This is a genomic window from Streptomyces sp. NBC_01288 (genome assembly GCF_035982055.1).
Lineage (GTDB): Bacteria > Actinomycetota > Actinomycetes > Streptomycetales > Streptomycetaceae > Streptomyces.
In genome coordinates, this window is record NZ_CP108427.1 from 4203067 (window position 1) to 4227727 (window position 24661).

Annotated in this window: 31 protein-coding genes; 4 read left to right on the forward strand and 27 right to left on the reverse strand. The window is 66.5% G+C overall.

Annotation, left to right across the window (positions count from 1 at the left end):
* Positions 1-13 precede the first annotated feature (13 nt).
* The 17 genes from rpsH to OG194_RS18385 form a co-directional block, all read right to left on the reverse strand.
* Positions 14-412: a 30S ribosomal protein S8 gene (gene rpsH, locus OG194_RS18305; RefSeq protein WP_266769350.1), complete on the reverse strand. Its 399-nt coding sequence runs from the start codon at positions 410-412 to the stop codon at positions 14-16.
* Positions 413-625: 213 nt separating this feature from the next.
* On the reverse strand, positions 626-811 hold the full coding sequence (locus tag OG194_RS18310) for a type Z 30S ribosomal protein S14 (protein ID WP_003948630.1): 186 nt from the start codon (positions 809-811) through the stop codon (positions 626-628).
* A gap of 5 nt (positions 812-816) precedes the next feature.
* The gene (gene rplE / locus OG194_RS18315) at positions 817-1374 is read right to left on the reverse strand and encodes a 50S ribosomal protein L5 (protein WP_327401912.1); all 558 of its coding nucleotides are present in this window, start codon (positions 1372-1374) and stop codon (positions 817-819) included.
* Positions 1374-1697, reverse strand: coding sequence for a 50S ribosomal protein L24 (gene rplX, locus OG194_RS18320; RefSeq protein ID WP_019055522.1), 324 nt, complete (start codon positions 1695-1697; stop codon positions 1374-1376). Before rplX ends, rplE begins: the two co-directional genes overlap by 1 nt.
* Positions 1698-1699: 2 nt before the next feature.
* Positions 1700-2068, reverse strand: a complete 369-nt coding sequence (gene rplN / locus OG194_RS18325; RefSeq protein WP_003998823.1) for a 50S ribosomal protein L14 — start codon at positions 2066-2068, stop codon at positions 1700-1702.
* Positions 2069-2194: 126 nt separating this feature from the next.
* Positions 2195-2482, reverse strand: a complete 288-nt coding sequence (gene rpsQ, locus OG194_RS18330) for a 30S ribosomal protein S17 (RefSeq protein WP_019055521.1) — start codon at positions 2480-2482, stop codon at positions 2195-2197.
* Positions 2482-2706, reverse strand: coding sequence for a 50S ribosomal protein L29 (gene rpmC, locus OG194_RS18335; protein ID WP_005481220.1), 225 nt, complete (start codon positions 2704-2706; stop codon positions 2482-2484). Before rpmC ends, rpsQ begins: the two co-directional genes overlap by 1 nt.
* Positions 2706-3125 (reverse strand): 50S ribosomal protein L16, encoded by a 420-nt coding sequence (gene rplP / locus OG194_RS18340; protein WP_010986348.1) that lies wholly within the window; start codon positions 3123-3125, stop codon positions 2706-2708. Before rplP ends, rpmC begins: the two co-directional genes overlap by 1 nt.
* Before the next feature lie 5 nt (positions 3126-3130).
* A complete protein-coding gene (gene rpsC / locus OG194_RS18345; RefSeq protein WP_327401913.1) occupies positions 3131-3991 on the reverse strand; it encodes a 30S ribosomal protein S3 in 861 nt (286 codons plus the stop codon).
* Complete coding sequence (gene rplV, locus OG194_RS18350; RefSeq protein ID WP_006604878.1) at positions 3991-4338, reverse strand: 50S ribosomal protein L22; 348 nt, start codon at positions 4336-4338, stop codon at positions 3991-3993. The genes rpsC and rplV overlap by 1 nt, the downstream gene beginning before the upstream one ends.
* A 40-nt stretch (positions 4339-4378) precedes the next feature.
* Complete coding sequence (gene rpsS, locus OG194_RS18355; protein ID WP_019055518.1) at positions 4379-4660, reverse strand: 30S ribosomal protein S19; 282 nt, start codon at positions 4658-4660, stop codon at positions 4379-4381.
* 12 nt (positions 4661-4672) lie between these two features.
* Complete coding sequence (gene rplB / locus OG194_RS18360; RefSeq protein ID WP_327401914.1) at positions 4673-5509, reverse strand: 50S ribosomal protein L2; 837 nt, start codon at positions 5507-5509, stop codon at positions 4673-4675.
* A gap of 38 nt (positions 5510-5547) precedes the next feature.
* Positions 5548-5967: a 50S ribosomal protein L23 gene (gene rplW, locus OG194_RS18365; protein ID WP_200681734.1), complete on the reverse strand. Its 420-nt coding sequence runs from the start codon at positions 5965-5967 to the stop codon at positions 5548-5550.
* Complete coding sequence (gene rplD / locus OG194_RS18370; RefSeq protein ID WP_266861023.1) at positions 5967-6623, reverse strand: 50S ribosomal protein L4; 657 nt, start codon at positions 6621-6623, stop codon at positions 5967-5969. The genes rplW and rplD overlap by 1 nt, the downstream gene beginning before the upstream one ends.
* A gap of 5 nt (positions 6624-6628) precedes the next feature.
* Positions 6629-7273, reverse strand: a complete 645-nt coding sequence (gene rplC, locus OG194_RS18375) for a 50S ribosomal protein L3 (protein ID WP_327401915.1) — start codon at positions 7271-7273, stop codon at positions 6629-6631.
* 17 nt (positions 7274-7290) lie between these two features.
* Positions 7291-7599 carry a 30S ribosomal protein S10 gene (rpsJ, locus tag OG194_RS18380; protein ID WP_003948644.1) on the reverse strand — a complete coding sequence of 103 codons (309 nt, stop codon included), beginning with the start codon at positions 7597-7599 and terminating at the stop codon, positions 7291-7293.
* 655 nt (positions 7600-8254) lie between these two features.
* Complete coding sequence (locus OG194_RS18385) at positions 8255-8605, reverse strand: hypothetical protein (protein WP_327401916.1); 351 nt, start codon at positions 8603-8605, stop codon at positions 8255-8257.
* A gap of 134 nt (positions 8606-8739) precedes the next feature.
* On the opposite strand from OG194_RS18385, the gene OG194_RS18390 reads away from it, so the two are divergent.
* The 4 genes from OG194_RS18390 (at position 8740) to OG194_RS18405 (ending at position 11919) form a co-directional block, all read left to right on the forward strand.
* Complete coding sequence (locus tag OG194_RS18390; protein ID WP_327401917.1) at positions 8740-9063, forward strand: hypothetical protein; 324 nt, start codon at positions 8740-8742, stop codon at positions 9061-9063.
* A 4-nt stretch (positions 9064-9067) separates the two neighbouring features.
* Complete coding sequence (locus OG194_RS18395; protein ID WP_327401918.1) at positions 9068-9814, forward strand: WXG100-like domain-containing protein; 747 nt, start codon at positions 9068-9070, stop codon at positions 9812-9814.
* Positions 9815-9864: 50 nt separating this feature from the next.
* The gene (locus tag OG194_RS18400) at positions 9865-10218 is read left to right on the forward strand and encodes a hypothetical protein (protein ID WP_327401919.1); all 354 of its coding nucleotides are present in this window, start codon (positions 9865-9867) and stop codon (positions 10216-10218) included.
* 255 nt (positions 10219-10473) lie between these two features.
* Positions 10474-11919: a S41 family peptidase gene (locus OG194_RS18405; protein ID WP_327401920.1), complete on the forward strand. Its 1446-nt coding sequence runs from the start codon at positions 10474-10476 to the stop codon at positions 11917-11919.
* Here the strand turns inward: OG194_RS18405 and OG194_RS18410 are convergent.
* The 10 genes from OG194_RS18410 to fusA form a co-directional block, all read right to left on the reverse strand.
* Entirely contained in the window at positions 11880-12344 is a 465-nt protein-coding gene (locus OG194_RS18410; RefSeq protein WP_327401921.1) for a hypothetical protein, read from the reverse strand. The genes OG194_RS18405 and OG194_RS18410 overlap by 40 nt on opposite strands.
* 110 nt (positions 12345-12454) lie before the next feature.
* Positions 12455-13813, reverse strand: coding sequence for an alpha/beta hydrolase (locus OG194_RS18415; RefSeq protein ID WP_327401922.1), 1359 nt, complete (start codon positions 13811-13813; stop codon positions 12455-12457).
* Positions 13814-13880: 67 nt separating this feature from the next.
* Entirely contained in the window at positions 13881-14111 is a 231-nt protein-coding gene (locus OG194_RS18420) for a hypothetical protein (protein ID WP_327401923.1), read from the reverse strand.
* Between the two features lie 220 nt (positions 14112-14331).
* Entirely contained in the window at positions 14332-14682 is a 351-nt protein-coding gene (locus OG194_RS18425; RefSeq protein ID WP_327401924.1) for a hypothetical protein, read from the reverse strand.
* Positions 14683-14751: 69 nt separating this feature from the next.
* Positions 14752-15276, reverse strand: a complete 525-nt coding sequence (locus OG194_RS18430; RefSeq protein ID WP_327401925.1) for a hypothetical protein — start codon at positions 15274-15276, stop codon at positions 14752-14754.
* Positions 15273-17309 carry a hypothetical protein gene (locus tag OG194_RS18435; protein WP_327401926.1) on the reverse strand — a complete coding sequence of 679 codons (2037 nt, stop codon included), beginning with the start codon at positions 17307-17309 and terminating at the stop codon, positions 15273-15275. The genes OG194_RS18430 and OG194_RS18435 overlap by 4 nt, the downstream gene beginning before the upstream one ends.
* Positions 17310-17372: 63 nt before the next feature.
* Positions 17373-17753, reverse strand: coding sequence for a hypothetical protein (locus OG194_RS18440; RefSeq protein WP_327401927.1), 381 nt, complete (start codon positions 17751-17753; stop codon positions 17373-17375).
* A 72-nt stretch (positions 17754-17825) separates the two neighbouring features.
* The gene (locus OG194_RS18445) at positions 17826-20975 is read right to left on the reverse strand and encodes a glycosyl hydrolase 115 family protein (protein WP_327401928.1); all 3150 of its coding nucleotides are present in this window, start codon (positions 20973-20975) and stop codon (positions 17826-17828) included.
* 190 nt (positions 20976-21165) lie between these two features.
* Complete coding sequence (gene tuf, locus OG194_RS18450; RefSeq protein WP_327401929.1) at positions 21166-22359, reverse strand: elongation factor Tu; 1194 nt, start codon at positions 22357-22359, stop codon at positions 21166-21168.
* 143 nt (positions 22360-22502) lie between these two features.
* Complete coding sequence (gene fusA, locus OG194_RS18455; RefSeq protein ID WP_327401930.1) at positions 22503-24632, reverse strand: elongation factor G; 2130 nt, start codon at positions 24630-24632, stop codon at positions 22503-22505.
* Between the last annotated feature and the right edge of the window lie 29 nt (positions 24633-24661).

A 24661-nucleotide genomic window follows, 5' to 3' on the forward strand; every position in this document is an offset into this window, starting at 1 on the left:
CGATTCCTTTCCGCTACCAGACGTAGGCGAGAACTTCTCCGCCTACGCCCTTCTTGCCGGCCTGCTGTCCAGTGAGGAGACCGTGCGACGTGGAGATGATCGCCACGCCGAGGCCACCGAGCACCTTGGGCAGGGAGGTGGACTTCGCGTAAACCCGGAGACCGGGCTTGGAGATCCGCTTGATGCCCGCGATGGAGCGCTCACGGTTCGGGCCGAACTTCAGCTCGAGGACGAGGTTCTTGCCGACCTCGGCGTCCTCGATCTTCCAGCCCGTGATGAAGCCCTCCTGCTGGAGGATCTCCGCGATGTGCGACTTGATCTTCGATGCCGGCATCGTCACGGAGTCGTGGTATGCCGAGTTCGCGTTCCGCAGACGCGTAAGCATGTCTGCGATCGGATCAGTCATGGTCATGAATTGGCCTTCGGCCTCTCTCGCCGGGGTTTCCAGGTGCCCATCCCTCTCCTCGATCCGAGACGAGGCGGGTGCGGTGCGGTGGACCTACGGCGTAGTAAGTCGTATGGGCGGCAATCAGGCGCCCAACCCTCCTAGCCTATGCCATGGAGGGGTGGGCACCTGACCGTGCCCTCTGCTTACCGAGAGCTTCGGGAGTCCGGAACTACCGGACTACCAGGAGCTCTTGGTCACGCCCGGCAGCTCGCCACGGTGAGCCATCTCACGAAGGCACACGCGGCAGAGGCCGAACTTGCGGTACACGGAGTGCGGACGGCCGCAGCGCTGGCAGCGCGTGTAGCCACGTACTCCGAACTTGGGCTTACGAGCAGCCTTGGCAATCAGAGCCTTCTTCGCCATCTCGCTTACGCCTCCTTGAAGGGGAAGCCGAGGTGACGGAGAAGGGCACGGCCTTCGGCGTCGTTGGTCGCCGTGGTCACCACGGTGATGTCCATACCCCGGACGCGGTCGATCTTGTCCTGGTCGATCTCGTGGAACATGACCTGCTCGGTGAGACCGAAGGTGTAGTTGCCACGACCGTCGAACTGCTTGGGAGACAGACCGCGGAAGTCGCGGATGCGCGGAAGCGCGAGCGACAGGGTGCGGTCCAGGAACTCCCACATGCGGTCGCCACGGAGCGTGACGTGGGCACCGATCGGCTGACCCTCGCGCAGCTTGAACTGCGCGATGGACTTGCGGGCCTTGGTGATGGCCGGCTTCTGACCGGTGATCGTGGTCAGGTCACGGACGGCACCGTCCATGAGCTTGGAGTCACGGGCGGCGTCGCCGACACCCATGTTCACCACGATCTTGACGAGGCCGGGGATCTGCATGACGTTCTCGTAGGAGAACTCCTCACGCAGCTTGCCCGTGATCTCCTCGCGGTACTTCGTCTTGAGGCGCGGGCTGGTGGTGGTAGTCATCAGATGTCCTCACCCGTCCGCTTGGCAACGCGAACCTTGTTGCCCTCGTCGTCGAAGCGGTAACCGACACGCGTGACAACCTTGTTGCCGTCCTTCTCAACGACCAGCTGGACGTTGGAGACGTGGACGGGCGCCTCGGTCGTGACGATGCCGCCGGCCTGCGAACCCTTGGCGGTGGGGCCGGCCTTGGTGTGCTTCTTGACCCGGTTGACACCCTCGACCAGGACGCGGTCCTCGCGGGGGTAGGCCGCAATGACCTTGCCCTGCTTGCCCTTGTCCTTGCCGGTGATGACCTGAACCGTGTCACCCTTCTTGATCTTCATGCTTACAGCACCTCCGGAGCCAGCGAGATGATCTTCATGAACTTCTTCTCGCGCAGCTCGCGCCCGACCGGGCCGAAGATGCGGGTACCACGAGGGTCGCCGTCGTTCTTCAGAATGACGGCGGCGTTCTCGTCGAAGCGGATGTACGAGCCGTCCGGACGGCGGCGCTCCTTCACGGTGCGAACGATGACCGCCTTGACGACGTCACCCTTCTTCACGTTGCCACCGGGGATCGCGTCCTTGACGGTGGCGACGATGACGTCACCGATGCCCGCGTAGCGGCGACCTGAGCCACCGAGCACACGGATGCAAAGGATTTCCTTCGCACCAGTGTTGTCGGCGACGCGCAGTCGCGACTCCTGCTGGATCACGTCTATCTCCTGATCGTCTGCCGGTTCCCCGGGGGCCGTTCAGAGAACGGCCCCCGGAGCCTGGCGGAACTGTCCTGCGGGATTGCCCGCAGGCTGCGTTACTTGGAATTCCCTTGCGGGAATTACCTACTTGGCCTTCTCGAGGATCTCGACGATGCGCCAGCGCTTCGTCGAGGACAGCGGACGCGTCTCCATGAGGAGGACGCGGTCGCCGACGCCTGCGGCGTTCTGCTCGTCGTGGGCCTTGAGCTTGTTCGTACGGCGGATGACCTTGCCGTACAGCGCGTGCTTCACGCGGTCCTCGACAGCGACGACGACGGTCTTGTCCATCTTGTCGCTGACGACGAGACCCTCACGGGTCTTGCGGAAGCCGCGGCTCGCGGTCTGCTCTTCAGTCACGTTGCTCTCGCTCATCAGGCGCTCTCCACCGTCTCGATGCCCAGCTCGCGCTCACGCATCAGGGTGTAGATCCGCGCGATGTCCTTCCGGACGGCCTTCAGCCGACCGTGGTTCTCGAGCTGACCGGTCGCCGCCTGGAAGCGGAGGTTGAACAGCTCTTCCTTGGCTTCGCGGAGCTTGTTGAGAAGCTCCTCGTCACCCAGTTCGCGCAGCTCGGACGCCTTGGTACCGGCCGACATCACGCTTCACCTGCCTCGCGCTTGACGATCCGGCACTTCATCGGCAGCTTGTGCGCTGCGCGAGTGAGGGCCTCACGGGCGATCTTCTCGTTGGGGTAGGACAGCTCGAACATGACCCGGCCCGGGTGCACGTTCGCGATCCACCACTCGGGAGAACCCTTACCGGAACCCATGCGGGTCTCGGCAGGCTTCTTCGTGAGCGGGCGGTCCGGGTAGATGTTGATCCAGACCTTGCCGCCACGCTTGATGTGGCGGGTCATCGCGATACGGGCGGCCTCGATCTGGCGGTTCGTCACGTACGCCGGCGTGAGGGCCTGAATGCCGTACTCGCCGAACGAAACCTGCGTACCGCCCTTGGCCTGACCACGGCGCTTGGGGTGGTGCTGCTTGCGGTGCTTGACCCTACGGGGGATCAGCATTTCGGTCAGGCCTCCGTTCCACCGGTAGAAGAGGGCGCGGCCTCGACCGGAGCGGCAGCCGCCGGAGCCTCGGCCTTGGGGGCCTCGGCAGCGGGAGCGGCCTGCTGCGGCTTGCGGCCGCGGCCGCCACGCTCGCCACCGCGGCCACCGCCGCGGGCCGGGCGGTCGCCGCCCGGGCCGCCACCGCGAGCCGGGCGGTTACCCGCACGGGCAGCGGCGTTCTCGGCGCGGACCTCGGCGATGTTCTTGACGTCGCCCTTGTAGATCCAGACCTTCACACCGATACGGCCGAAGGTCGTCTTGGCCTCGAAGAAGCCGTAGTCGACGTTCGCGCGGAGCGTGTGCAGGGGCACGCGGCCCTCGCGGTAGAACTCCGAGCGGGACATCTCGGCGCCGCCGAGGCGACCGCCGCACTGGATCTTGATGCCCTTGGCGCCGGCCTTCATCGACGACTGCATGCTCTTACGCATGGCCCGACGGAAGGAGACGCGGGAGGAGAGCTGCTCGGCGACGGCCTGAGCGACCAGCTGGGCATCGAGCTCGGGGTTCTTGACCTCGAGGATGTTCAGCTGGACCTGCTTGCCGGTCAGCTTCTCCAGGTCGCCGCGGATGCGGTCGGCCTCGGCGCCGCGGCGGCCGATGACGATGCCCGGGCGAGCGGTGTGGATGTCCACGCGGACGCGGTCACGGGTGCGCTCGATCTCAACCTTCGAGATGCCGGCGCGCTCCATGCCGGACGTCATCATCCGACGGATGGCGACGTCTTCCTTGACGTAGTCCTTGTACAGCTTGTCGGCGTACCACCGGGACTTGAAGTCCGTGGTGATGCCGAGCCGGAACCCGTGCGGGTTAACCTTCTGGCCCATTACCGGGTTCCTTCCTTGCTGCTGACGACCACGGTGATGTGGCTGGTCCGCTTGCGGATCCGGTAGGCGCGGCCCTGGGCACGCGGCCGGAACCGCTTCAGGGTCGGACCCTCGTCGACGTACGCCTCGGAAATGACGAGGCTGCCGGCGTCGGTGTGGTCGTAGTTGTGTGCGGCGTTGGCAATGGCGCTGTCAAGCACCTTGCCGACCGGCACGCTCGCGGCCTGCGGGGCGAAACGCAGGACCGCCTGAGCCTCCGTGGCGTCCATGCCACGGATGAGGTCCACCACGCGGCGGGCCTTCATGGGCGTGACGCGGATGTACCGCGCCTGGGCCCTGGCTTCCATGGTTGTCCCTTCAGTGTTTGTCATGGTCGGTCACCCCGCGCTAGCGGCGCTTCGACTTCCGGTCGTCCTTGACGTGACCCCGGAAGGTGCGCGTCGGCGAGAACTCGCCGAGCTTGTGGCCGACCATCGACTCGGTGACAAACACCGGGATGTGGGTCTTGCCGTTGTGCACCGCGATCGTGTGGCCGAGCATGGCCGGGACGATCATCGAGCGGCGGGACCAGGTCTTGATGACGTTCTTGGAGCCGGCCTCGTTCTGTACGTCCACCTTCTTGATGAGGTGGCCGTCGACGAAGGGCCCCTTCTTGAGACTGCGCGGCATCTAAACCCGCTCCTAGCGCTTCTTGTTCGTCTTGCGGCGGCGGACGATGTACTTGCTCGATGCCTTCTTCGGCGAGCGAGTACGACCCTCCTTCTGACCCCACGGGCTGACCGGGTGGCGACCACCGGAGGTCTTGCCCTCACCACCACCGTGCGGGTGGTCGACCGGGTTCATCGCAACACCGCGGACGGACGGGCGAACGCCCAGCCAGCGCTTGCGGCCTGCCTTGCCCCAGTTGATGTTGCTCTGCTCGGCGTTGCCGACCTCGCCGACCGTGGCGCGGCAGCGCTGGTCGACCAGGCGGATCTCACCGGAGGGCATACGAAGGTGGGCCATGGTGCCCTCCTTCGCCAGCAGCTGCACGGAGGCACCGGCGGAGCGGGCGAACTTGGCGCCGCCACCGGGACGGAGCTCGATCGCGTGGATCGTGGTACCGACCGGGATGTTGCGGAGCGCCAGGTTGTTGCCCGGCTTGATGTCGGCCCCGGGACCGTTCTCGACACGGTCGCCCTGCGACAGGTTGCGCGGGGCGAGGATGTAGCGCTTCTCGCCGTCGGCATAGTGCAGCAGCGCGATGCGCGCGGTGCGGTTGGGGTCGTACTCGATGTGCGCGACCTTCGCCGGCACGCCGTCCTTGTCATGGCGACGGAAGTCGATGACGCGGTAGGCGCGCTTGTGTCCGCCACCCTGGTGGCGAACGGTCACACGACCGGAATTGTTACGGCCGCCCTTGCTGTGCAGCGGGCGGACCAGCGACTTCTCCGGCGTGGACCGCGTGACCTCGACGAAGTCGGCGACGCTGGAGCCACGGCGGCCCGGCGTAGTCGGCTTGTACTTGCGGATTCCCATTTCTCAGTCCTCGTCCGATATCGGACGATCCGACCCGCTTACGCGGCCGGACCGCCGAAGATGTCGATACGGTCGCCCTCAGCGAGGGTCACGATCGCGCGCTTGGAGCCCGCGCGCTGACCGAAACCGGTCTTGGTGCGCTTGCGCTTGCCCTGACGGTTGATCGTGTTGACCCCGGTGACCTTGACCGAGAAGACCGCCTGGACGGCCTGCTTGATCTGGGTCTTGTTGGCACCCGGGGCGACGATGAACGTGTACTTGCCCTCGTCGAGGAGCGCGTAGCTCTTCTCCGAGACGACCGGCTTCAGCAGCACGTCACGGGGGTCCGTGAACGACTTGCTGATCGGCGTCTCGACGGTGTTCTTGCCTTCGGTCTCGTGCCGCTTCGCCTTGGCGATGCGGGCGACCTTCTTGGCCTTGGCGGCCTTCGAGGCGATGCTCGGGTGACGCGTAGCCATCAGGCTTCGCTCCCTTCGGTGTCAGCGGCCTGGGGGCCAGACACGAAGGACTCGAAAGCGGCCTGGGTGAAGACCACGTCGTCCGAGACGAGAACGTCGTACGTGTTCAGCTGGCCCGGCTCCAGGATGTGGACCTGGGGCAGGTTGCGCGCGGAAAGCAGCGCGGCCTCGTCGGAGCGCTCGATGACCAGGAGCACGTTCTTGCGCTCGCTGACCTTGCCGAGGAAGCTCTTGGCGGCCTTGGTGGAGGGGGTCTCGCCCTCGATCACGCCGGTGATGACGTGGATGCGAGCGTTGCGGGCCCGGTCGGTGAGGGCGTGGCGCAGGGCCGCGGCCTTCATCTTCTTCGGGGTCCGCTGCGAGTAGTCGCGCGGCGTCGGGCCGTGCACGACGCCACCGCCGGCGAACTGCGGGGCGCGGGTCGAACCCTGACGGGCGCGGCCGGTGCCCTTCTGGCGGTACGGCTTCTTACCACCACCGCGGACCTCGCCACGACGCTTGACCTTGTGCGTGCCCTGACGGGCGGCGGCCAGCTGTGCGACGACGACCTGGTGAAGCAGCGGGATGCTGATCTTCTCTACGTCGAAGATCTCGGCCGGGAGCTCTACGGTCCCGGCGTTGTCGCCGGAGGGCGACTGAATGTCAATGGTGCTCATAGTCCTCAGGCCCCCTTGGCCGCGGTACGGACCAGGACGAGGCCGCCGTTCGGACCCGGGATGGCTCCCTTGATGAGGAGCAGTCCCTTCTCCGCGTCAACAGCGTGAACGGTCAGGTTCTGGGTGGTGACCCGCTCGTTGCCCATGCGGCCCGCCATGCGGACGCCCTTGAACACACGGCCCGGGGTGGCACAGCCACCGATGGAGCCGGGAGAGCGGTGCTTGCGCTGGACACCGTGGCCGGCGCCGAGGCCCTTGAAGTTGTGACGCTTCATGACACCGGCGAAGCCCTTGCCCTTGCTCTTGCCCGTCACGTCGACCTTGACGCCGGCCTCGAACACCTCAGCGGTGATCTCCTGGCCGAGCGTGTACTCGGAGGCGTCCGCGGTGCGGAGCTCGACGAGGTGGCGACGCGGCGTGACATCGGCCTTGGCGAAGTGACCCTTGAGGGGCTTGTTCACCTTGCGCGGGTCGATCTCGCCGAAGGCGATCTGGACCGACTCGTAGCCGTCACTGTCGTTCGTACGGACCTGGGTCACGACGTTCGGGCCGGCCTTGACGACGGTCACGGGAACAACACGGTTGTTCTCGTCCCACACCTGCGTCATGCCGAGCTTCTCGCCCAGGATGCCCTTGATCTGCTTAGCCATCTTCAGCTCACCGGCCCCTAGAGCTTGATCTCGATGTCGACACCGGCCGGGAGGTCGAGTCGCATCAGAGAGTCAACGGTCTTGGGGGTGGGGTCGAGGATGTCGATCAGGCGCTTGTGCGTGCGCATCTCGAAGTGCTCGCGCGAGTCCTTGTACTTGTGCGGCGACTTGATGACGCAGTACACGTTCTTCTCAGTGGGCAGCGGCACCGGGCCCGCGACCGACGCACCAGTGCGCGTCACCGTCTCGACGATCTTCTTCGCCGAGGAGTCGATGACCTCGTGGTCGTAGGCCTTGAGCCGGATGCGGATCTTCTGTCCCGCCATGGCTACTCAGTAGTCCTGTCTCTAGTAACGCTCTGCACCCCGGTAAGCCCTTCTGCTCTCTTACGTCTTCGATTCCTCCGACCCACGCGGTCGGGTGTGTCGCGCTCTCACCGACACAGAAGTCCCATATTCGGAACTTCCCTACTGGGAAAGCACGGCCCTTCCGGAACCGCAAGCCGAGGGCGAAGAAGCCCACCGGGTGCCTGGCCGGCGCCGCACTGACACTTCCCGAAAGATTCCCGTACGTCCGCCCCAGCGCTGCCGTAAGGCAGTTGGGACGACGAGTACCGTGGGACTCGCTTCCGGTCCTCCCGACGGGAGGCGCGCAGCATCAACACTCGACCGAGCAACTCGGACAGTCTGCCATATGGGGCAGGCGGCTGGCCAATCGGGGCGTAGAGATTACCCCTGGAGTGACGCAGGTCAAACACATGCGCGCGGCGGGCCCCCGGAGCGGACGCGAGATACCCGCGAGATACCCGCGTGGCCGAGCCTGATCATTCCGCGCAGGTCATACCCACCGGCAACGCCACGAGTCCGAACTCGCGCCTGCCGGGAATTCCCGGCTGGGGCCTGTCCGGCGGCTCAGGCCGCAGGGAGGCGACGACAACGCGGCACATGAAAGCCCCCGTCACCAACGTGCCGCACGACACACCTAGACCCTCCCGGCGAGGGCCATGACGGCCATCCAGCCCACGCAGCTCCCGCACGCGACAAGCAGCGGCGCCCAGCTCTGGGCTCGCCGGGCCCGAACCACCAGCCACACCACGACCGCGTCCACCACGAGCCCCATGACGGCCGCGCCCACCTGATGCCCGCCGAGCCCCCTGCCTGCCACGCTCCGACCGAGAACCGAGAGCGAGCCGACAGCGAGCAGGACCGCGCAGAAGCAGGTGAGGCCGGAGAACAGCCTCCGACCACGGTCGTCGACTGCGGCCCGCGCAACTGCGCTGTCGTCGAGACCGACCTCGTTCCGACTATTTGCCCGACTCCCGTAGTTCGTCACGGCGGGCACTCTACTGACGTAGATCGCCCCGTTCGCTCATTCCTTCCGGTTTCTTCCAGCGCATCGCGAAACGCGCGTACCCCTACGGGAGTTGGCAGAAGCGGCAACACGGCCGCGAGCACGGAAGGCTTCGCATGAACCTCAGGGTGACCCCTTGGGCCCTCAGTGGATACGCACGTCAGGTCGGCCGCGCGGCGCTCGACGCGGCGGATTTCAAGACCCACTGCACCAGGTACACCGACGTCGACGCCTCGGACCAGGGTCTGCTGAACCTCTTCCTGACCACCCACACGTCGACGGTGAAGACGGTCAGCCTGGCGATGGACAGGCTGTGGGAGGTCCTGGGGGCGGCGAGTTCGGAGCTGGAGCGCAACAAGAAGTACTACGCGCACACGGACCTTGCCGTGGCGGCACGCGTCGACGCGACCTACCCCGTCGTCGAGCGCCCGGCCGAGTAACCCCATGTCCGACTTCACCGATGTCATCGAACCGACAGCTCTGCTCAGGGCCCCGTCCGCCCCGGACGAGTACGCCCAGGGCCCGATCCTCGACACGTTCAACAGCTGCGGCGATCTGATGAGCCCGACGTACTGGCTGACGGAGGCGTACAGCGCGGTCTTCGGCTTCAATCCGCTCGACGAAGCCATCAAGTGGTTCGCCGGCGACTGGGAGTCGTTCGCCAAGTGCGGTGATGTCTGGGGCCAGTTGGGCCAGGCCGTCGAGGCGGTCTCCGGCAACATCAGGTCCGGCAACAGGACGCTCGACAAGGCATGGGACGGCCGTGCCGCCGACGCGGCGTACACGTACTTCCACACGTGCGCGGCGAAACTCGAAGAGATCAGGGGCGAGTTCGACAAGCTCCGGACGGAGTACGACCACCTCGCCCACTCCGCCTACTCGACGGCCGAGGCCGTCAACGGCTACCTGAGCGGCATCATCGATGGTCTGTTGATCACGGCCGTCGAGATGGCGGCCGGGACGACACTGTCGTGGACCGGCGTCGGCGCGGCGGTGGGCTACGGCCTCGCGGCACTGGAGATCGCCACCATGCTCCGCCTGTGGGGCCAGGCCACCCAGGCCCTCGGCAACGTGCAGGGCATCGTGAACGGCACCGTCGGTGTGGTGGAGACCATCGGCGCGACCCTCTACGGAACGGTCTCCGAGTTCACGAAGATCGGCGAGTACGACCATCCGAGCCCGTCGATCTGACACCGCGCCCAGCACCCGACAACCGACCCCACGCCACAAGGAGGACACGCATGTCCGACGAACTACGCATCGGCGACGCGGACTTGATGAGCATCACCGGCGGCGACCAGGCCCGCGCCCGGTCGCTTCGCAAGGCACTTCAGAAACTCGCCGACGACCGTGCCCCCGACGATCCGCTGCGCGAGATGGCCCGCGAGGTCCTCAGCGGCCGGACGGGCCTGCGGGAGGCCGCCCGGATCCCCGCGTACGCGGAGGCACTGGGTGACCGCATGGGTCAGGGCTTCCGCGAGTACGACAGCCTCTCCCCCGGCGAACGCGCGAACCAGGAGGCAGCCGCGCGGGCGTACCTGGCGGAACAGACGGCAGAGATCGAGGAGGAGCGCTCGGCTCAAGGAGCTTCCTGATGCGTACGAGGGAGTGGTGGCGGCCGCGACGCAAGAGTCACCCTCGCTGCCGTCGCTGTGGCTGCCTCCAGCTCACGCAGGGCCTTTACCTTCAACTGCCCGCTGTACCGCGCGGGACACCGGCGCATCGGAACGGAGGTCCGGGGGTTTCCCTCACCCCGATGCGCGGGTGTGCCGGATGGTGGGGTGACGGGCGGGCGGCCAGGGTGACGAGGCACGCAGATGTGCGCCGTCACACCACGGGGAGAACCGAACGTGCGTATCACCACCGCGTCCAGCGCCGCCGCCCTGACCCTGCTTCTCACCGCGGGACTCGCGGCCCCGGCCGCGGCCTCCCGCAGCCCGGAACGACCCCCTGCTGCCGGCCTGTGGCGCATGGACGGCTACGGCACGGTCGTCGCCCTCACCCACGGGACGTACCAGGAGTACCAGACCACCGCCGTGAGCTGCCTCAAGGGCGACACCGCCCGGCGGACGGGCCCGGGGACGTACACGGTGGGCGGCGATGTCCTGACGGTGAGGCTGGGTGCGGACGCGAACCACGCGTCGGTCGCGACGGCCAGCTCGGCGGGCCACAAGCAGCTCCACCGGATCAGTTCCCTACCGGCGGACTGCACCAGGCAGCTGCCGAAGGACCCCCTGACCTCCTTCGACGTCTTCTGGCAGTCCTTCGAGGAGAACTACCCCTTCTTCGCGGCCAAGGGCGTCGACTGGCGGGCGCTGCGGGCCGAGTACCGCCCGCGGGTGCACGCGGACACGACCAGGGCGGAACTGTTCGATATCTTCAGCGCGATGGTGCGTCCGCTGCACGACGCGCACGTCGCGGTCCAGGACGGCGACCATGTGTTCGCAGTCGGCCGCCCCGGCACGGAGCCGCCGAGTCCCGAACTGGACACCAGGACAAAGAAGTTCATCGAGCGGCACGACCTGGCGGGTGCCACGTACCGCCGGGACTTCGCCAACGGCCGCATCACGTACGCGGATCTTCGAGGCGACACCGGCCACCTGGGCTACCTCCGCATCTCGGGCTTCGGCGGCTACCTGCCGCAGGAGCACGCCTCGTACGCGTCCCAACTCGCCGAGCTGGACCGGGCGTTGGACACGATCCTCACGTCGAAGCGGGTGAACCGGCTGCACGGCCTGATCATCGACGTCCGGATCAACGGCGGCGGCTCCGACGCGATGGGCCTCCACATCGCGTCCCGCCTGACGGACACCCCGTACATCGCCTACGCCAAGCGCGCCCGCGACGACCCGAAGAACCCGGCCCACCACACCCGCCCCGAACCGGTCCCGGTGCTCCCGGCCCACTCCCCCCGCTACACCGGCCCGATCGCCGTACTGACCGGCGGCTCGACGGTGAGCGCGGGCGAAACCTTCACCCAGGCCCTGATGAACCGCCCCGGCGAGACCCTCCGCATCGGCCAGCCCACCCAGGGCGTCTTCTCGGACACCCTGACCCGCCACCTACCGAACGGCATGGCGGCCTGGCTTCCGAACGAGGAGTTCCTTACGCACTCCGGCCGGACGTTCGACGGGACGGGGATTCCGCCGCAGGTACGGGTGCCGGTGTTCACGGAGGAGGAGTTCGCGGCGGGGCGGGATTCAGGGTTCGAGGGGGCGGTGGGGGTGTTGGGTGGACAGGAAACGCCGGCAAGCCCTCAGAAGCGTTCGACCTCTTCGCCGTCCGGGACCTTGTAGCAACCGGACACGACGGTCAGGTCCAGAATCGGTGGGTCGTACTTCGACCTTTTGACGATGTTTACGCCGACCTTCTTCTTGTCGTTGTCAGCGGTCATTTTGATGTTCTTGTTCTTGCTGGTGTCCGGCCCGTATTCGACGATCTTCCACCCGCGCTTCGGCAGTTCCGTCTTTAGCTGCTCCATCGCTTCGTCGAGATCGCCTGCCGAGGCGGGGGTAAAGCTCCACGGGTGGAAGATACGGAAGTACGTCTTCGTGTCCTTGCCCGAGCAGTCCATGACTCCCGGACGGCTGTCGGACGTCTTCCCCTTGACACTGATCAGGTCGTAAATACCGCTGGACACCTTTTCCATCGCGTCGGAGGCGTCACGTGACGTGCTCGTACCAGCGGACGGAGTTTTGTCGGCGGATTCGTTGTCAGTCATGCTGCATCCCGTGAGGGTAGTGAGTGCAAGGGGTACGGCGAGCGCCAGAGCGCTCGGTTTGGTCTTCACGTCAGGGAGCCTTACTTCGTCGGACTGAGTCGGGGGTTTTCCTATCTCATGTGCGACCACGGATCGGGCGGCGGCTTCAGTTCCACCTCATCGCCCTTCCCGACGACCACCAGGGCTTGGTTCATCAGACTCTGGGAGTTCTCATTCCAGTAACCACTGTGCCCTTCGGTGTCGGTGGTCAGCTGGTTGGCACCGAATTCCGGATCGCTGGGGATGACGAAGCGGTCCCCTCCGTGGCCCCAACGGCCGAGATCCGGCACCGCGTCTCCGTCGGCCTCCTCGTTCCACACATGCCCCTTGGGCACGTCCATCTCATCCGCGCCGGACACCTTGACGCCGGGGCTGCCGGCGAGCACGACGTCATCGGCGTTGAGGTGCCCCGTCTCGGCCGCCGCGCCGACAAGGTTCGTTCCGTACGAATGCGCGATCACGGTGGTGTGCGCCGGTGCATCTCCGGAATGCGGCACGTCGAGTCCGTCCATGAAATTGCGGAGTTCTGGTGCCCCGTCGTATGCGTAGTGTTCGAACGGTGCGTCCTTGACGACGCTGTCAGGTGCGTCGTAGCCGAGCCAGGTGATCGTGGAAACGGATTGCCCGGCAGCTTTGACATCGGCCGCGTGCCAGACATTGACCATCCGGTTGATGTTGCCGTCGACACTCCCCAGATCCGCCGTCGTACCCGGAACATATACCGCTGTGTGATCCGCAGTGTCCGGATTTCCGTTGGCGACGATCGCGCGGCCGTCTCCCTCGGTGCTGAACCCCAAGAGGTATGCATCGGGAAGTCCATTGGTGCCGGTCGCGTCGAAACGGTTCTGAATCGCATCCATGCCGTCGAGGGATTTATGGGCGGACTTTCTGGACTCTTCCCAGTCCTTCCACTCCTGCGTCTCCACGCTGATGCTCTTCATGATGGTCCCGGTGTACGGATCGATGTAGGGCTGATAGCGCGGCGAGGGTTCAGGGTGCTGCTTCAACCAGGTGTCGTACTCGCCCTGCGCGACACCGTGCGCCTCGGCGAGCACGGTCCGGTTCGCCTCGTCCCGGACCGTGGCGGGCAGTCCGTCGATCGCACCCACGCTGTCGGGCCGCATGGAGATCCACGCGGTCTGCTCCTCCGCGGTGAGCCCCTTCCACCACTCCGCGTTGTCCTTCGTGCTGCCGTTCTTGGGCGGCTGGGGCAGAGAGTCGAGGTACTTCTTGCCGGCTTCGGTCACGCCCTTCGTGTCCGAGGATGCGTCGACCCAGTCCTTGTCGGACACGGTCAGGTCGTCGTCGGCCTTCAACGCCCGCAGCTTCGGGGCCCACTTCTCGTCCGCCTCAGTAGCTTCCTTGAGGGCGGCCGCGATCAGACGGTCGGCGGCGAACCGCGCCGTGCCCGGTTCGCCCGGTCGAGCCACGCGAGCATCCGCTCGTGGCTCATGTCCTCGAAGGGCGTGCTCCCGGTTCCGGGCGCTACGGCGGGCATCAGATCGCGCCTCCCGCGTCGCCTCCGGTGACGGTATGAGGCTTCTTGGGGAGCTGGGGGCCGCGAGCGCCGCCGTAGAACTTCGTCGTCTCCGCGCTGATCGCGGTCATACGGTCACGGAGGTCGAGGTCGATGTTCTGATAGCCCTTGTGCGAGGCCAGCACCGCGATGTTCATGCCCTCGATCGAGTCGGAGAGCAGCTTCGAGAGCGTCTCCAGTTCACCGACCACCGTCTCGTACGCGGTGAACAGCCCGGCCGCCTCGGACCATTGACCGCCACTGCCACCGAACTGATGCCGTACGAGCTGTTCCTGGCCGACCTTGCCCGGGCCGGCGTCCGAACCGTTCAGCTCGCGGACAAGCTGGTCGACGCGTTTCCGGAACGCCGTGAAGGACGACAGTTCGGTCGAAACTCGTTCCGTAGCGCGGAGCGATCAGAATCGGCTGCTGTCAGTTGGGGGACGGGACCATCCCGGTGAAGAGGAGAAACGAGAACGCGACGGTGCAGGGTGCGAGGACGGCGAACACAGCGCGCCGGGCGACGTTCTCCTCGGTCTGCGGCAGGCCCCAGCTGACGATCAGCAGTACGAGGGAGGCGAGAAGCCCCACCTGGAGAAGCGTGAAGGCGGTATCGAACCTCCGGGTGAAGTGCTCGGCTTCCGCGCCGTTACAGGAGTCGCAGGCCATGGGGGTGAGGCTGCCGATGATGTACACGAAGAAGGCGGCGGGAAGGGTGACGACCGTCGCGATCAGCGGTCCCAACCATGTAACCCGTACCGAAGTGCCCTGTGTGATCGACATGCGCCCAGCCAACTGCAGGGCGCGAGGCGGCACATGAGCACGAGTACTCAGGCCGGGGGCCTACGGCCCTCACTTACATCCCAGAGTCTTGAGGGTCGCCGGAAAGTACGCACGCATGAACTTCTCGATGTCCTTGCGGTGGGTCTGGTCCATGAGGCCGATTTGGGGGACTTGGAGGGTGAGGGTGAAGTATTTGCCGCCGTTCGTTTTACAGGGGGCGATCGAGATGGCTCCGTCTGTGCCGACGATTGTCTTGTAGGTGAAGTCGATCTCCCGCGGCTCCCTGATCCCCGAGATCGAACCGGTATTTGCCGCCAGGTACATGAGGTCCCTTGCCGTGTCATCCCAGGAGAAACGGAAGTCAAGAACAGGGTCGCGCCCAGCAAGAAGCACGCAGGGTGCAGTGATTGCCTCGGACCGATCAACTCGGGTGAACTCGTGCAAATCATCTGTGGACGTCAGGAGCGGACGGGTGACAGCGGGATTGATGGGCGTACCACAAATAGCTCCCGAGAGTTCGTCACTACCGGAGGAGCTACAGGACATCGCTAGGAAAGAAATCGTCAACACGATAAGGAACTGGCGAACATTCACTTCGGCTGCGCTCCGGACATACCCGTAGCCTGCGCGATTCCTTCTCGCGCTGACTTGTTGACCTCAACCTTGGGGTCGAAGTAAGAATTTCCATCTGTGTGGTGAGCCTTCTTCCACTCTTCCGCGAGCGCCATCAGCTGGCCGTTCCTCGTGGTGTACGCCTGAACATTGGCGTCCTCCTGCTTGCTGTCCAGCTTCCGCTGCTCATCGGCCAGCCACTGCTCCGTCACATAGTCGAAGCCCGCCTGTACATCACTACTCACCACGGGGATATAACTGATCGCCTTGTCAAAGAATGGCTTCGTCTCGAACTCCGCCACCTTTGGGTCCCCTGCAGCCTGCACCCGCGCCTCCTCCAAGAAACCGACGGTTCGGCCGGCCCGGGTCAGAGAATCGGGCGAGTTCGAGTGGTCACGGTGAATATCCGACACCAGTGACTGGTTCATCCCCCCGTTCAAAATCCCATACGCCCCCTCATCCTTGGACACCTGCTTCGCAACCTCGAAAAGCTGATGCTGGTCCAAGGAAGAATGGCCAACATCCACCTCACTCATGGCCGCGTGCACAGTCCCCCCATGATTGACCAGAACGTTAGCCATCGGCCTCCGCAACGACGCCGGAAACTCGTCCCCACTGTCCGCCAAATACGTGAACGCCGACTTGAACACCGCATCATTCGTCGCCCGATCCCCCACCCGAACCCCCTTCGGATCCGCAGGATCAATACCCGTGGCCCCCGCCTGCAAAGCAGCCCCGAATCCGGCCCGGTCGTCCCCGTCCAACCGCGGCACATAACGCCCGCCCTTAGAAACCCCCTCGTCGTTCAGGGTGACATTCCAGTCCCGTTCCTTCATGAGGTACTTCATGTGGGCATCGGAATGGAGATATCGCGCAGCCTCGGCAGGATCGCGGCTCATGATGCCGAGCATGCCGTCGACGGGATCGTTGGCGAACCAACCGCCGCGCGCCCCGGCGTAGGTGCCCTTCACCTGCCAGACCCCAGGGTGTTTCTTCTCCGCGGCGATCATGTCGTCGGTGAGGTCCTCGACCATCGCCGGGGCGTAACCGTGGCCCTTCTGCATCAGCGTGACGAGGGACTGGTAGCCGACGGCCTTGTCCAGGTGGAGGCCCTGGGCATCCGTGGCGTAGTGCGCCACACCCGCGCGCCGCATCGCGGTGCGCCACTTCCCGTACCAGGCAGACTTCGTGTGTCTCGTCGCCGTGGCGAGGGTGTTCGCCAGGCCCGTCTCGATCGACGAGTACGTACCCGCGCCCGCGCCGCCCTGGACGTGGACGCGGTCGTTCAGTTCGTTCGTGAGCTTGATCGTGCCGGTGGGGCCGAGGTCGTCCAGAACCATCTGCGAGAAACCCTCGTCCTCGCTGTTGTCCCGGAACGAGCGTTCCAGCTCGGCGAGTTGAGGAGCCGTCAACTCACCACCCCGGCTCAGTTTCCGCAGGTATCTCTCCGTCTCCTCGGCCTCGTACGCCTCGATGTCGCCCATCGCCCTGCCGTTGAACCCCCGCCCGCCGGCCAGCAGTTCGGAGTCGATCACGACCCCGGCCAGCGCGACCCGGACGCCCGTGTCCGCGTCCGTCACATCACGGACGGCCTTGTTGATCCCGTCCTGCCACGGCTGTACGGCCTGGGGAGCGGCGGGGGTGTGCGGCTGGTCCGAACTCGGGCTCACCACACCGGACTCCGAGACCCGCATGCCCGCCCGGACCGCGTCCCACCGCGCCGCCACCACCCGGCCCCGTAACTCCACGAACCGGTCGTGCGCGTCCCGCAGCAGCGCCGCGATCCCCTTGGCCTCCGTCTGCGCGTACTGGAACTCCTTGAGCGTGACGTCGAAGCGGGCGTTCGCCGCGTCGGCGCTGAGCCCGGTCCACGACGTGCCCACGGAGATGCCGTGCACATCCCGCCGGTACGCCGCCTCCTGCTTCTCGAACTCGCCCGCCATGCCGTCCCAGCGCTCGGCCGCGGTGGTCAGCGCGGCGAGGTCGGTGGTCATGATCTCGTGATACGTCGGCATGCGCCCAGTTGCCCCAATAGCTCCGCTGACCGATAACTCCGCTGACCCGACAGCCCGTTGGCCTCAGAGCGCGTCCAGCGCGGACCGCTCCCGCAACGTCGACCCCACCGCCAGATCCGTACTCGTCAGCACCGCGTTCCCGCTCCGCAACGCGCCCTTCTCCGCGCCCAGCCGGTCCATCAGGTTCTTCACCTGGTCCGCCCACGCCCCGTGTGCCTTCTTCAGGGCCGCCGAGGTCACCCACCCCTCGCCGTCCTTCGCGGCGAACTCCCGTACAGCGGCGCCGTTCTCGTCGTCCGCCCACCGCCCCGCCGCACGTGTACCGGGCTCGATGTGGTCCTCGATCGCCCGCGCCGCCGCCCGTTTCTCACTCGGCGACGAAGCCAGACTCGGCCGTGCTGCCGAAACCCCCGGGACACTCGGCACCCCCGAAACGTCCAGCACACCCGGCACGCCACCCGGCCCGCCCGAAACACCCGTCACGCCCACCCGTAACCCTCCGCCCTGCGCCGCGCGTTACACCCGCCGGCTCTCCAACGGCCCCAGGTACAGCGCCGGCAGACCCCCCGTGTCGATCACGAGCCGCTGCAGCACCACCGTCGGGTCCACCATCCAGAACTTCAACCGGTGGACCCCGGCCTTCGTCACGGAGTGTTTCGTGGCCGTCGCGTTGACGTTGTCGGAGGTGTGGCGGGCCCACACCGCGTTCAACAGCCCGTCATCTGCGCCGATGTTGATGTCGACGGTCTCGATCGGCCCGCCGTCGAGGGAGACGCCGTAGCGCAGACCGCCGGTCGGCAACGCAGGGTTACGAGGGGACAGGTACGCCCACACCGTCACCTCCCCAGCCGCCAGCAGGCTCACCTCGTACTCCAGCCTCGGCGAACCCGCCCCACCCGGCGTCTGCCGAGGCAGCGTCACCGGCCACGGCGTCATCCCGGCCGCGGTCCACCCCGTACGACCCGTACGACCCGTACGACCCGTACGACCGATGCCGTCAATACGACGCCACCCGCCGACCGCCCGGTCATAGTGCTCCCCGTCGATCGCCACGTAACCGCCCGCCTCCACGAACCCCCGCAGCCCCCGCCCCGACGGCACCTCAGCCACGCACTCAACGGTGACCGACTCCCCCGCCCCGTGCACCGTCAACGACCCCCGCGCCCCGGAACTCCCGGGCACCCGCGCCCAGTTCACCCCCACCTCCACCCGCACCTGCCGCTCGACCCGCCCCCGTGGCCGATCCACCACCACCCACGGCACGGACGTCTCGATCCGGTAATCGAAGGCCGTGCGCCCCCGGTTGAACACCTCGACGAACTGCTGCGGGCGCGTCTGATACGGACTGAACGCAGGGAGTACGGCCGCCACCCCCGCCGCACCCCCCGGCCACCACGCCCCCTCATCCGCCCCCGACTCCGAAGCACCGTCCACCGACACCCCGAGCCCCGCCGCCCCCGGCACCTCGATCCGCCGCACCGCCGGGAACAGCACATCCGGCAACGCCACGTTGTCCTTCTCCGGCTGCTGCCAACCGGCGTTGGGCCCGTACCGCTCCACATCTCCGTAGTCGATGTGCGGCTGCGTCTGGAAACCGGCCCACTTCCCGCCCGCCACCGCCGAGTTGAAACGGTCGGCCAGCGCGAAGTCCCGCTCCAGCCCCGCCTCCGCCGCATCCGCGAGGTCGTTCGTCGCGGCCCGGCCCTGCGCCGCGTAGAGCAGGTTCGTGAACTCGGCCGACCGCAGCCCGTACAGGTTGGCGGTGGCCTGCACCTCGTACCCGACGAGTTCGAACCACGCGTCCCGCACCCCGGCCGGCAACCGCCGCCCGATCCGCTCGGCCCGTCGCCCCAGCTCCCGCCACTCCTCCGTGACCCGCTCCAACTCCCGGTGCCCGAAGGCGAATGGGGTCTGCTGATCGTCGTAGACCACCTGCCCGTCGACGAGAGTGATCCGCCGGTTCAGCAACTCCGGCTTGCGGCGGGCCTGCAACTGCCCGTACGCCGCCAGTACCGAAGCGATCTCCTCCGCCTGCCCCTCGCCGAAGTTCTGCCGTGCGTAACGGAGTTCCCAGGCAGGAAGCGTGTCGGCATCCCAACCCTCCGGATTCCAGGCGTAGTCGAGAAAGAACTCGGTCGGCAGCTCGTTCCCCTTCAGGTCGCCCACATTCGCGACCCACAACCCGCGGTTCCCGTACGCGTACGCCGCGTGCAGTTGCTCCCACACGTTCCGCAGGTTCGCCGTGTCCACCCACTTGTAGTTCCGCCCGGCGCCCACGTAGTCGAAGTGGTAGTACAGGCCGTAGCCGCCGGCGCGCTCGCCGTCCCCCGCTCCGCCTCCGTCCCCTACGTCCGGATGCTTACGGATGTTCCCCCAGTTGTCGTCCGTGAGGACCACCGTCACGTCGTCCGGCGCCCTCAACCCCCGGTCCCAGTACCGCTGCACCTCCTTGTACAACGTCCACACCTGCGGAGTCTCCGCCGCCGGCCGCCCCGTCACCTCCTCGATGATCTGCCGCTGCGCCGCGATAATCTCCTGCATCAGCTCGATGCCGTCGCCGTCGGGCAGGCTCGTGTCGCCGTTCCCGCGCATGCCCAGCGTGACGACACCCTCGAAGCCCTGGTCGACCATCCGCTGCACCCCGGCCCGCCAATAGGCGCGTATCGCCGGGGAGTTGAGCCGGTACGACCACTCGCCCGTCCCGCCGTACGGATCGTGCCCCGGCGTCACGATCGCGCCGGAGGAGTCCCGTACGGCGGCGACCGCGTGCCGGTTCCACTCCTCGATCCCGCGCATCATCGGCGCCTCGTGCGACGTGCCCATGACAATTCCGTACTCCGCGGCCCGCCGATGGTTCTCCGGGTCGTCCTCCGCGAACGCCCGGCCCCACACCGCCGGCCAGAGGTAGTTCCCCTTCAGCCGCAGCAGCACCTCGAAGACCTTGCCGTAGAAGTCCGCGGTGAAGCCGCCCGGATACCCCGCCGCCTTGCCCGGCCCGAAGTACGCCGGTGCCCACGTCCCGAGCGCCGGATTCTCGTCGTTGATGAAGAACCCCCGGTACTTCACCACCGGCGTCCCCTGCGAGTACCGCCCCGGCCGCACCCACACCTCGTCACGCCGCGTCGGCGGCACGTCGTCCCACCAGTGCCAGGGCGAGACCCCGATGCCGTACGACACGTCGTACGCACCGAAGATCGTGCCGCGCGGGTCGCTCCCCGCGACGACGAACGCCCGCTCCACACCCGGCATCGGCCGCTCGACCACCGTCTGTAGCGAGGTCTCCCACCGGCCCCGCACCCCGGACACGTCCAGCTTCCCGGCGGCCACCAAGCCGTCGATCAGCGCGCTGCGCCCGATCGTCCCGACCAGCACCACCTCACGCGCCCGCGAACCCGCCCCCGCGAGCGCGCTCCCGGGGCGGACGCCGGTGACGCGCTCGACGTCGTCCCTCAGGTCCCCTACAACCCGTACGACTCCGGGGTGATCGTCAGGGTCCACCACGACCGGGGCGCCGACGAGGGGGAACGCACCCGTCGTACGCGAGAAGGAGATGTACGCACCCGCGTCCGCAGGCCCCGACGCCTTGGACGGCCCCACCCCCGACAGCACCGGCACCGCGGCAACTCCCGCACCCAGAACGGCCCTTCGGCTCACGCGCTCGCCCATGACTCATCCCTCCGAAGCGAATTTGCTCAGCGGCATGACAAATGGTGGGGCGAGTGGAAGGAGGGAACAACGGGTCGTACGCGCCGAATAATTTCGTAACAGCGAGCCGGAAGCAGCGGGGACGGCAGAGGGGCCCGTACGACCGAAGTCGTACGGGCCCCTCTGGAAAAGCTACCGGGTCAGATCAAGACTACTTGTTGATCTTGGTGACCTGGCCGGCGCCCACCGTGCGGCCACCCTCGCGGATGGCGAACTTCAGGCCCTCTTCCATGGCGACGGGCTGGATGAGCGAAACCGTCATCTCAGTGTTGTCGCCCGGCATGACCATCTCGGTGCCCTCGGGGAGGGTCACGACGCCGGTCACGTCCGTGGTGCGGAAGTAGAACTGGGGACGGTAGTTGTTGAAGAACGGCGTGTGACGGCCACCCTCGTCCTTGGACAGGATGTACGCCTGGGCCTCGAACTCCGTGTGCGGGGTGACCGAGCCGGGCTTGATGATGACCTGGCCGCGCTCGACGTCCTCGCGCTTGATGCCACGGAGGAGCAGGCCGACGTTCTCGCCCGCGCGACCCTCGTCGAGCAGCTTGCGGAACATCTCGATGCCGGTGACCGTGGTGGTGGTCTTCTCCTGCTTGATGCCGATGAGGTCAACGGTCTCGTTGACCTTCAGGACACCACGCTCGATACGGCCGGTGACGACCGTGCCGCGACCGGTGATCGTGAAGACGTCCTCGACGGGCATGAGGAACGGCTTGTCGACGTCACGCTCGGGGGTCGGGATCGACTCGTCGACGGCGGCCATCAGGTCGAGGACCGTCTGACCCCACTCCTTGTCGCCCTCAAGCGCCTTGAGCGCCGAGACCTTGACGACCGGCAGGTCGTCGCCCGGGAACTCGTACTCGGAGAGGAGCTCACGGACCTCGAGCTCGACGAGCTCCAGGATCTCCTCGTCGTCCACCATGTCGGCCTTGTTCAGGGCGACGACGATGTACGGAACGCCGACCTGGCGGGCCAGGAGCACGTGCTCCTTGGTCTGCGGCATCGGGCCGTCGGTGGCCGCGACCACGAGGATCGCGCCGTCCATCTGCGCGGCACCCGTGATCATGTTCTTGATGTAGTCCGCGTGACCGGGGCAGTCGACGTGGGCGTAGTGACGCGTCTCGGTCTGGTACTCGACGTGCGCGATCGAGATCGTGATACCGCGCTGGCGCTCCTCAGGAGCCTTGTCGATCTGGTCGAAGGCCGAGGCCTCGTTCAGGTCCGGGTACGCGTCGTGCAGCACCTTGGTAATGGCGGCCGTGAGGGTCGTCTTACCGTGGTCGATGTGACCGATGGTGCCGATGTTGACGTGCGGCTTAGTCCGCTCGAACTTTGCCTTCGCCACTGGGGTCCTCCTGCGGAGTGGTTCTGGTACGCCTTACTCATCGGCGCCAGGTGATCTTTGCTGGGATGCCGTCCGCCGGGGTCTGCCCTCCCGGGTGAGCCCCGGCGGTCGGTGTCAAGCCTAAAGCGTGCAAACGGTGTGTGTTACTCGCCCTTGGCCTTCGCGATGATCTCCTCGGCGACGTTCCGGGGAACCTCGGCGTAGGAGTCGAACTGCATCGAGTAGCTTGCGCGACCCGAGGTCTTGCTGCGGAGGTCGCCGACGTAGCCGAACATCTCCGAGAGGGGCACGAGGCCCTTCACGACACGTGCACCGGCACGCTCCTCCATGGCCTGGATCTGACCACGGCGGGAGTTGATGTCGCCGATGACCTCACCCATGTAGTCCTCGGGCGTGGTGACCTCGACGGCCATCATCGGCTCAAGGAGCACGGGGGACGCCTTGCGCGCGGCCTCCTTGAAGGCCTGCGATCCGGCGATCTTGAAGGCGAGCTCGGAGGAGTCGACCTCGTGGTAGGCACCGTCGAGAAGCGTGATGCGGACACCCGTCATCTCGTACCCGGCGAGGATGCCGAACTGCATGGCCTCCTGCGCACCGGCGTCCACCGACGGGATGTACTCCCGCGGGATACGGCCACCGGTGACCTTGTTCACGAACTCGTACGCCGGGCCGTCCGACTCGGTGATCGGCTCGATCGCGATCTGCACCTTGGCGAACTGACCGGTACCACCGGTCTGCTTCTTGTGGGTGTAGTCCACGCGCTCGACGGCCTTACGGATCGTCTCACGGTACGCGACCTGCGGCTTGCCGACGTTGGCCTCGACCTTGAACTCGCGCTTCATACGGTCGACCAGCACCTCAAGGTGCAGCTCGCCCATACCGCCGAGAATGGTCTGGCCCGTCTCCTCGTCCGAGTGAACGTGGAAGGAGGGGTCCTCCTCCGCGAGACGCTGGATGGCAATACCCAGCTTCTCCTGGTCACCCTTGGACTTGGGCTCGATGGCGACCTGGATGACCGGCGCCGGGAAGTCCATGGACTCCAGGATCACCGGGTTCTTGTCGTCGCACAGCGTCTCACCGGTGGTGGTCTGCTTCAGGCCCATGACGGCGACGATGTCGCCGGCGCCCACCGCGTCGATCTCCTCACGCTTGTTCGCGTGCATGCGGTAGATCTTGCCGATGCGCTCCTTCTTGCCCTTGACGGAGTTCAGCACCGCGGTGCCAGTCTCCAGGCGGCCCGAGTAGACCCGGACGAAGGTGAGCTTGCCCAGGTGCGGGTCGCTCATGATCTTGAACGCGAGCGCGGACAGCGGCTCGTCCACGGACGGCTTGCGCTTGACGACGACCTCGGGGTCCTTGACGTCGTGGCCTTCGATGGCCTCGACGTCCAGGGGGGTCGGCAGGTAGCGCACGACCGCGTCGAGCAGGGGCTGGACACCCTTGTTCTTGAACGCGGTGCCACAGAACACCGGGGTGACCGTGATGCCGTTGGACTTGCCGGACGCGATGGTGACGCGACGGATCGCGGCGTACAGCTGCTCCTCGGTGGGCTCGATGCCCTCCAGGAACAGCTCCATGATGTCGTCGTCGTTCTCCGCGACGGCCTCGACCAGCTTGCCGCGGTACTCCTCGGCGGCCTCGGCGTGCGTGGCCGGGATGTCGACGACGTCGTACATCTCGCCCTTGGCGGCCTCGGCGGACCACACGAGCGCCTTCATGCGGACCAGGTCCACAACGCCCTTGAAGTCCATCTCGGCACCGATCGGAAGCTGCATGATCAGCGGCACCGCACCGAGGCGGTCCTTGATCATGTCGACGCAGCGGTGGAACTCCGCGCCGGTCCGGTCGAGCTTGTTGACGAAGCAGATGCGCGGCACGCCGTAACGGTCGGCCTGACGCCACACCGTCTCGGACTGCGGCTCGACACCGGCGACACCGTCGAACACCGTGACGGCACCGTCGAGGACGCGCAGCGAGCGCTCCACCTCGACGGTGAAGTCGACGTGCCCCGGGGTGTCGATGATGTTGATGGTGTAGTCGTCGTCCTCAAGCGGCCAGTGACAGGTGGTGGCAGCAGAGGTGATCGTGATGCCACGCTCCTGCTCCTGCTCCATCCAGTCCATGGTGGCGGCGCCGTCGTGGACTTCACCGATCTTGTAGCTGACGCCGGTGTAGAAGAGGATCCGCTCAGTGGTGGTCGTCTTGCCCGCGTCGATGTGAGCCATGATCCCGATGTTGCGGACCCTGGCCAGGTCAAGTGAAGTGGTAGCCATAAGGCTTCGGTCTTCTCTCGGTCTCGTCG